The organism is Synechococcus sp. R55.3 (genome assembly GCF_047461975.1).
GTDB lineage: Bacteria > Cyanobacteriota > Cyanobacteriia > Thermostichales > Thermostichaceae > Thermostichus.
Map to the genome: position 1 here is coordinate 1 of NZ_JANSIG010000120.1, position 6,292 is coordinate 6,292.

A 6,292-nucleotide genomic window follows, 5' to 3' on the forward strand; every position below is an offset into this window, starting at 1 on the left:
GACTGGGCGGACTTGAACCGCCGACCTAGCGCTTAGGAGGCGCTTGCTCTATCCATCTGAGCTACAGCCCCTTGTCGGACATCCTACCGATCTTAGCCCCCATCCCAGATTACAGCCCTTTTGCAGATGAAGTGGTGCTCAGCCAATTCTTAACGCGCTCCGACTGGGGTTGGTGTTATTCTGAGAGCGCCTTTGAGGGAGGGCGGAGCTTTGTCTGGCGATTTGCTGATCCGAAATGCTGAGCTGCTGGTGCCGGAAGGGGATCCCTGGCGGGGAGATGTGCTGGTGCGGGAGGGGCGCATTGCCCAAATCGGCCCAAACCTCTCGCCAGAAGGGGTGGCAAGGATCATTGACGCTGAGGGCCATACCCTGATGCCGGGGGTTATCGATCCCCAAGTTCACTTTCGCGAGCCTGGCCGCGAGCACAAAGAAGACCTGCAGACGGGATCCTGGGCCTGTGCCCGGGGCGGGGTGACCAGCTTTTTGGAGATGCCCAACACCGACCCCCTGACGATTGACCAAGCGACGCTGGATGACAAGCTGGCCCGTGCGGCCAGCAAGTGTGTAGTCAATTACGGCTTTTTTATCGGGGCCACTGCCGATAACCTAAAAGAGCTGCAAACGGTGCAGGGAGCCTGTGGCATCAAAATCTTCATGGGATCCATGCATGGCCCCCTCTTGGTGGATGATCAGGCGGCGCTAGAACGGATTTTCGGGGAAACGGATCCCAACTTTTTAATTGCCGTCCATGCCGAAGATTTGTCTCGCATCACAGCTCGTAAGGCCCTGTTTGCCGGACGCACAGACGTAGCTGTTCACTCGCAAATTCAGGACGAGGAATCGGCCCTGATCGCCTCACGGCGGGCTTTGGACTTGGCCACCCGCTACCGCCATCGCCTACACATTTTGCACCTTTCCACCGGTCTAGAGGTCGAGCTGCTGCGCCAGCACAAGCCAGCTTGGGTGACGGCAGAGGTGACCCCCCAACACCTACTGCTCAGCACCGCCGATTACGCTCGTCTGGGATCCCTGGCCCAGATGAACCCCCCCCTGCGGGATCCCGCTAACCTGGCTCAACTGTGGCAGGGGCTGCACGACGGGATCCTGGATTGCATTGCCACCGACCATGCCCCTCATACTTTGGAAGAAAAGGCTCAGCCCTATCCCCACTCCCCTTCCGGTATGCCCGGCGTGGAAGCCGCTTTGCCTCTGATGTTGACGGCAGCCCAGCAGGGGCGTTGTACGCTGGCGCAGGTGGTGCGGTGGATGTGTGAGGCGCCGGCCCGCCTCTACGGGATCCCTAACAAAGGACGACTGCAAGTGGGCTACGATGCTGACTTGGTGTTGGTGGATCGCCATACCCCCAAGCCGGTGCGGCGAGAAGAACTGTTGACCAAATGCCGCTGGAGCCCCTTTGAAGGGTGGGAGCTGGTAGGCTGGCCCCTAGTCACGATCGTGGGCGGACAGATTGCCTTTCAAAATGGCCGTGTGGATCCCTCGGTGCGGGGAAAGGCCCTGCAATTTCAGCGCTAGCCAGGGATCCCTGGCGTTCTATCTATTCCATCTAAAAGTCATCATCCATACCCTGGCAAACTGTTGGCCAAGATTGGGATCCCGAGATCTGTCTCCTTTCTAGGCTCTAGCGTTCCGCATCACCGAGGGGAGCGGGCTCCATCACCAGAGGCGCTGCGGTTCTATTCACCTTGCAGGGCAGAATGCGGTTTAGAAAGCCGAGGATCCCCCAAACCCAACTGACGGTGATCACCCAAAAGATCCACAGCCCGCTTGCCCACGGTTGCGGCAAGTCCAAGGCCATCCCCCCAATCATCGGGCCAAGGGCAAACCCCGCCGACCAACAAAGAGAGTTGACCGACAGATACACTCCCCGCAAGTGATCCGGTGCCAAATCCGCCACCAAAGCAGAGGCAGAGGGGTTGTAGCTCACCAACGCCAAAGAGAGCACCGCCAGCGCCAAGACTGCCACCACCGACCCCAATCCCGCCGCCAGACCGCTAAGCCAAACCAAGAGAAATCCTACCCCCCACATCAGGGCGGATCCCTGCAACCCTTGAATGCGCGTCCGGCGATTCAGCCAACGGGCCACCGGCATCTGCAGCAGAGCAACCAAGGCCCCATGTAAGGCAAACAAAATGCCGATTTGCACCTCTGGGATCCCTACCCCATTGCGGAAGTAGAGGGGCATGCTGCTGCTGAGCTGAGCGACATAGGTGGTGAACAGGATATTCGACAGGCCAAACACCAAGAGGGAGCGATCCCTGAGAGCGGTTTTCCAACCTGCCAACACCGGCTCTGCTGCCGGACAAGTCGCCCGAGTTTCCCGGATAAAAAACCAAAGCACCGCCAGAAAGATCAGAAAAGTGACACCATCGATCACAAACAAGAGCCGATAGGCCCCCGTCAGAGCCACCAGCGTGCTGGCCATAGCCACCCCAAGGCTGAGGCCCAAGTTGTCCCCCAGACGGTTGAGGGCGTAGGCTTCGTTGCGCTGCTCGCGGGTGGTTAGATCCGCTACAATCGCTTCTGCAGGCGGCCAGTACAACCCCTGCCCCAAACCTGCAGCCACATTGGCCAGAGCAAAACTCCAGAAGTTATGGGAGAGCGCAAACCCAAACGACCCCAAGCTGGAAATGGCCAGGGAGAGGATCAAAGTGGAGCGGCGCCCCCAAGCTCCATCGGCCATCGAGCCGCCCAGGATGCGGCCAAACACCCCGGCAAAAGCCATAATGCCCAGCCCCAAGCCCACTTGGGTGGCGGTCAGCCCTACCTGATTGACAAAAAAGAGGGTGGCATAAAACAGGGTAAAGCCGGTTCCGGTTTGGGAAAGCAGCCGACCGACAAAGATTAGCCAAACCTGAAAACTGAGCTTCGGCCACCAAGAAGGGATCCGCATGTTGGGTGCAGTGGGGGAGGGCCTACCTAGCCTACGGGATCCCGTTCACCGACGCCAGGGCAAGAACCCTGCTCCGACTCTGACAGGTAAGCTGAAAATCTGCCAAGCCAAGCCTGATGTTCGTTACCGGAAGGCTCTTCACCCAGCGAACCAGCAGACAGGGCAACCCATTCCCCCAACTCCAGATATTCGCTCAACAGCCGCGCCAACTTATAAACTCGATAATCGAGCTGCACCAAGCTACTTTTCATCTGCCCCAAAACACCCAGTCCTCTTCTAAGCCGACTCAACGCTTTTCCCAAAACTTGCTGAGCAGGAAGCCAGTCCCTGCCTCGCCACAGCCGAGCCGTAGCTCCCTTTTGCCCACAACAGGGTGCCTGTAGCTCAGCCGCAGACCTGGACAAGGCTGGAAAAAGCTGTGCCTTACAGTCCTAACATTAACAATCGTAAAACAATTGCAAATAAAAAGTCATCCACCTGCTTGCCTTGCAGGAGCCAACCCAAGCGCTAGACCAAGAGAGCCGCGGTTTTTTTCAAGTCAGCACGGGTGCCTTTGAGGAATAGGGATCCATCCGACAAGCGCTAACCGGCTGCTGGTTGCTTCTAGCTGACGGCCACGGGCGACTTAGCCGCAGCAGCAGCGCGATTTTCCTCTTCCTCAGGAGGGACAACGGCAAACTCGATGTGATTGAGCAGGGTGGTCACGAAGGCGAAGAGCAGGAAAGGCAGGGAGATCACCAAAATCAGAGCAATGGTGAGAAAAGCGTAGAGGGGGCTATTCATCAGGGAGAGGGCAGCGGCCAAGCTGGCAAAGATGACAATCAGCCAAACGATGATCTGGCCGTAGATATCTCCAAAGGAGAGGGTGCAGGTGAAGCGGTAGCGGGTGTGAGTGTTCATGGCAGTTCCTCTGGATAGCCTGGATGGTTTGATCCTAAGGGCAGATCAAGCCTCAGCCTGAGAAATATGTCGAGATTTTAGACGAGAGACGAGAAGATGCCTCTCTTTGCTAAGAAATATCTCAAGAATCGGCTGAGAAAGAGGGGATCCCCTGTCTGGAAAGGGGCAGGATGCTACCCTCGAGATTGGGAACCGTCTCTTGCAGGCAGCAGCCATGTGTATTTGTATTCACTGCTACTACGTAGACCGCTGTACCACCTACCACGCCGTGGAAGCGCAGCATCAGCAGCCTCATCTCACGTTGACGCCGGATTTTGAGCCGCAAGGCCCCCAGATCAATGTCAATATCCGCAACGGTGGCACCGAGATGGAATGGGATGTGGTGGGCTGCCAGAGCTTTCGCGAGGAACGGAACAAGTGGGCGCGGCTCCGTCCCTACGAGGTGGTTCCCACGTGAGATCCTAAAACGGCCTGGATTTTACAGAAAGTTTCTTGCCCGGCCAGGTTAGAACTCTTTGGTTCGGTTCTCCCAGCCTGGGAGGGTTTATCTGGGCGGGGGATGTTTTTGGCGAGTTTCGAGAGATTAGATTCGAGAGATTAGAAGACTATGGTGCTGGCCTCAAGCCCTACAGCGCTGCCAGTGGATGCCCGTCAACAGGTGAGCCAATTCATGCAGCGCCTACAAGATGACATCTGTGCCCGTCTGGAGGCCCTGGACGGAAAAGCCAAGTTTCGGGAAGACCGTTGGGAACGCCCTGGAGGAGGGGGCGGGCGCTCGCGGGTCATTCAGCAGGGAGACGTGTTTGAGCAGGGGGGAGTCAATTTTTCCGAGGTGTTCGGATCCCATCTGCCCCCTTCGATTCTGAAACAGCGTCCAGAAGCGGCAGGGCATCCTTTCTACGCCACAGGCACCTCTATGGTGTTGCATCCTCGCAACCCCTATGTGCCGACGGTACACCTGAACTATCGCTATTTTGAGGCGGGGCCGGTTTGGTGGTTTGGGGGCGGGATGGATCTCACCCCCTATTACCTGTTTGAGGAGGATGCGGCCCATTTTCACCGCACCCTCAAGGCAGCCTGTGACCGCTTGGATCCCGTCTACTACCCAGTTTTCAAGATCTGGTGCGATCGCTACTTTTTCCTACCTCATCGCGGCGAGGCGCGCGGCGTTGGCGGCATTTTCTTCGACTATCAGGATGAACGCCCTGGGCTGCTCTATCGGCCTGAAGGCCAGGCGGAAGGGGATCCCGAACAACTGGCTTCTGAGCCACCATCGTTACAGGTGCGGGTGGGATCCCGCAGTTGGGAACATCTTTTCCAGTTGGTGCAAGCCTGTGGCGAAGCCTTCTTGCCGGCCTATGTGCCGATTGTGGAGCGGCGGCAGGGGATGGAATGGGGAGAGCGAGAACGGCAATTCCAGCTCTATCGTCGCGGGCGTTACGTGGAGTTTAACCTGGTCTACGACCGGGGCACGATCTTCGGGCTACAGACCCAAGGCCGCACCGAATCGATCTTGATGTCTTTGCCCCCCTTGGTGCGCTGGGAATATGGCTACGAGCCGCAACCGGACACGTGGGAAGCCAAGCTCCATCAGGTGCTTCGCCAGCCCCAGGATTGGGCGTAGGCCGGCCATACCTTGTCTCCGCCTTTGAGGATCCGCTGCGTGCCTTCTTCTTTGCCCCTCACCTACCGCTTTCAGCCGCCTCGACAGGTCGGCTTGGGATCCGCACCTGTGTTGGTGATGCTGCACGGGATCGGCAGCCACGAGGGGGATTTGTTCCAGTTGGCCCCCTATCTGGATCCCCGGTTGGCGGTGATTAGCTTGAGAGCCCCTATTCCTTGGAGTGTGGGCGGGAGTGTGGGCGGGTTTGCCTGGTTTGAAATGGCCTGGACGCCAGAAGGGCTGGTGGGGGATCCCCAGCAAGCGCGCAATAGCCTCAAGCTCCTGAGCCGCTTTCTGGAACAGGCGCTGCCCAATGGGATCCCGGATATTGCCTTGGATCCCAGGCAGGTGTATTTGCTGGGGTTTAGCCAGGGGGCGATCATGAGCCTGTACTTGGCTCTGACCCAGCCGGAGAAGCTGGCGGGGGTGGTGGCAATGAGTGGGCGCCTATCTCCAGAGATCCTGGCCGAGGCGGTGGAGCCGGAGCGGATGAAACACCTGGCCATCCTGGTGGTTCATGGCACTGCTGATGCTGTTTTGCCGATTGCTTTTGGCCGCCAGATCAGGGATTATTTTGCCCCGCTGCCACTGAACTTTACCTATCGCGAGTACGAGATGGGCCATGAAGTTTCCCCGGAGAGCCTGCGGGATATTCAGGTGTGGTTGCAAAACCTGTTGGATAGGAGAGATTCGGAAGTGAAAACGTAAACTACCCGACTCCGACCGCTAAAGCGGTACGGAGCGGGCTTTCGGTAGCCCTGCAGTTGGCAAGCCAACCACGAACCTCTAGGCTGGTTTACAGCAGCCCCCAAAAGCGC

6 protein-coding genes are annotated in these 6,292 nt (G+C 58.0%); 4 read left to right on the forward strand and 2 right to left on the reverse strand.

Annotated elements, in window-relative coordinates; all coding sequences use genetic code 11:
- Positions 1-210 precede the first annotated feature (210 nt).
- A complete protein-coding gene (locus tag NW849_RS13570; RefSeq protein WP_414358290.1) occupies positions 211-1,533 on the forward strand; it encodes a dihydroorotase in 1,323 nt (440 codons plus the stop codon).
- Between the two features lie 106 nt (positions 1,534-1,639).
- Here NW849_RS13570 and NW849_RS13575 read toward each other — a convergent pair whose 3' ends face one another.
- Positions 1,640-2,911 (reverse strand): MDR family MFS transporter, encoded by a 1,272-nt coding sequence (locus NW849_RS13575; protein ID WP_414358292.1) that lies wholly within the window; start codon positions 2,909-2,911, stop codon positions 1,640-1,642.
- Positions 2,912-3,514: 603 nt separating this feature from the next.
- Positions 3,515-3,811 (reverse strand): hypothetical protein, encoded by a 297-nt coding sequence (locus NW849_RS13580; protein ID WP_011434379.1) that lies wholly within the window; start codon positions 3,809-3,811, stop codon positions 3,515-3,517.
- A 214-nt stretch (positions 3,812-4,025) separates the two neighbouring features.
- On the opposite strand from NW849_RS13580, the gene NW849_RS13585 reads away from it, so the two are divergent.
- From NW849_RS13585 to NW849_RS13595, 3 genes are all read left to right on the forward strand, one after another.
- Positions 4,026-4,268 (forward strand): Ycf34 family protein, encoded by a 243-nt coding sequence (locus NW849_RS13585; protein ID WP_414358294.1) that lies wholly within the window; start codon positions 4,026-4,028, stop codon positions 4,266-4,268.
- A 150-nt stretch (positions 4,269-4,418) separates the two neighbouring features.
- Positions 4,419-5,435: an oxygen-dependent coproporphyrinogen oxidase gene (gene hemF, locus NW849_RS13590; RefSeq protein WP_414358295.1), complete on the forward strand. Its 1,017-nt coding sequence runs from the start codon at positions 4,419-4,421 to the stop codon at positions 5,433-5,435.
- 39 nt (positions 5,436-5,474) lie between these two features.
- A complete protein-coding gene (locus tag NW849_RS13595; RefSeq protein WP_414358297.1) occupies positions 5,475-6,182 on the forward strand; it encodes an alpha/beta hydrolase in 708 nt (235 codons plus the stop codon).
- Positions 6,183-6,292: the final 110 nt, after the last annotated feature.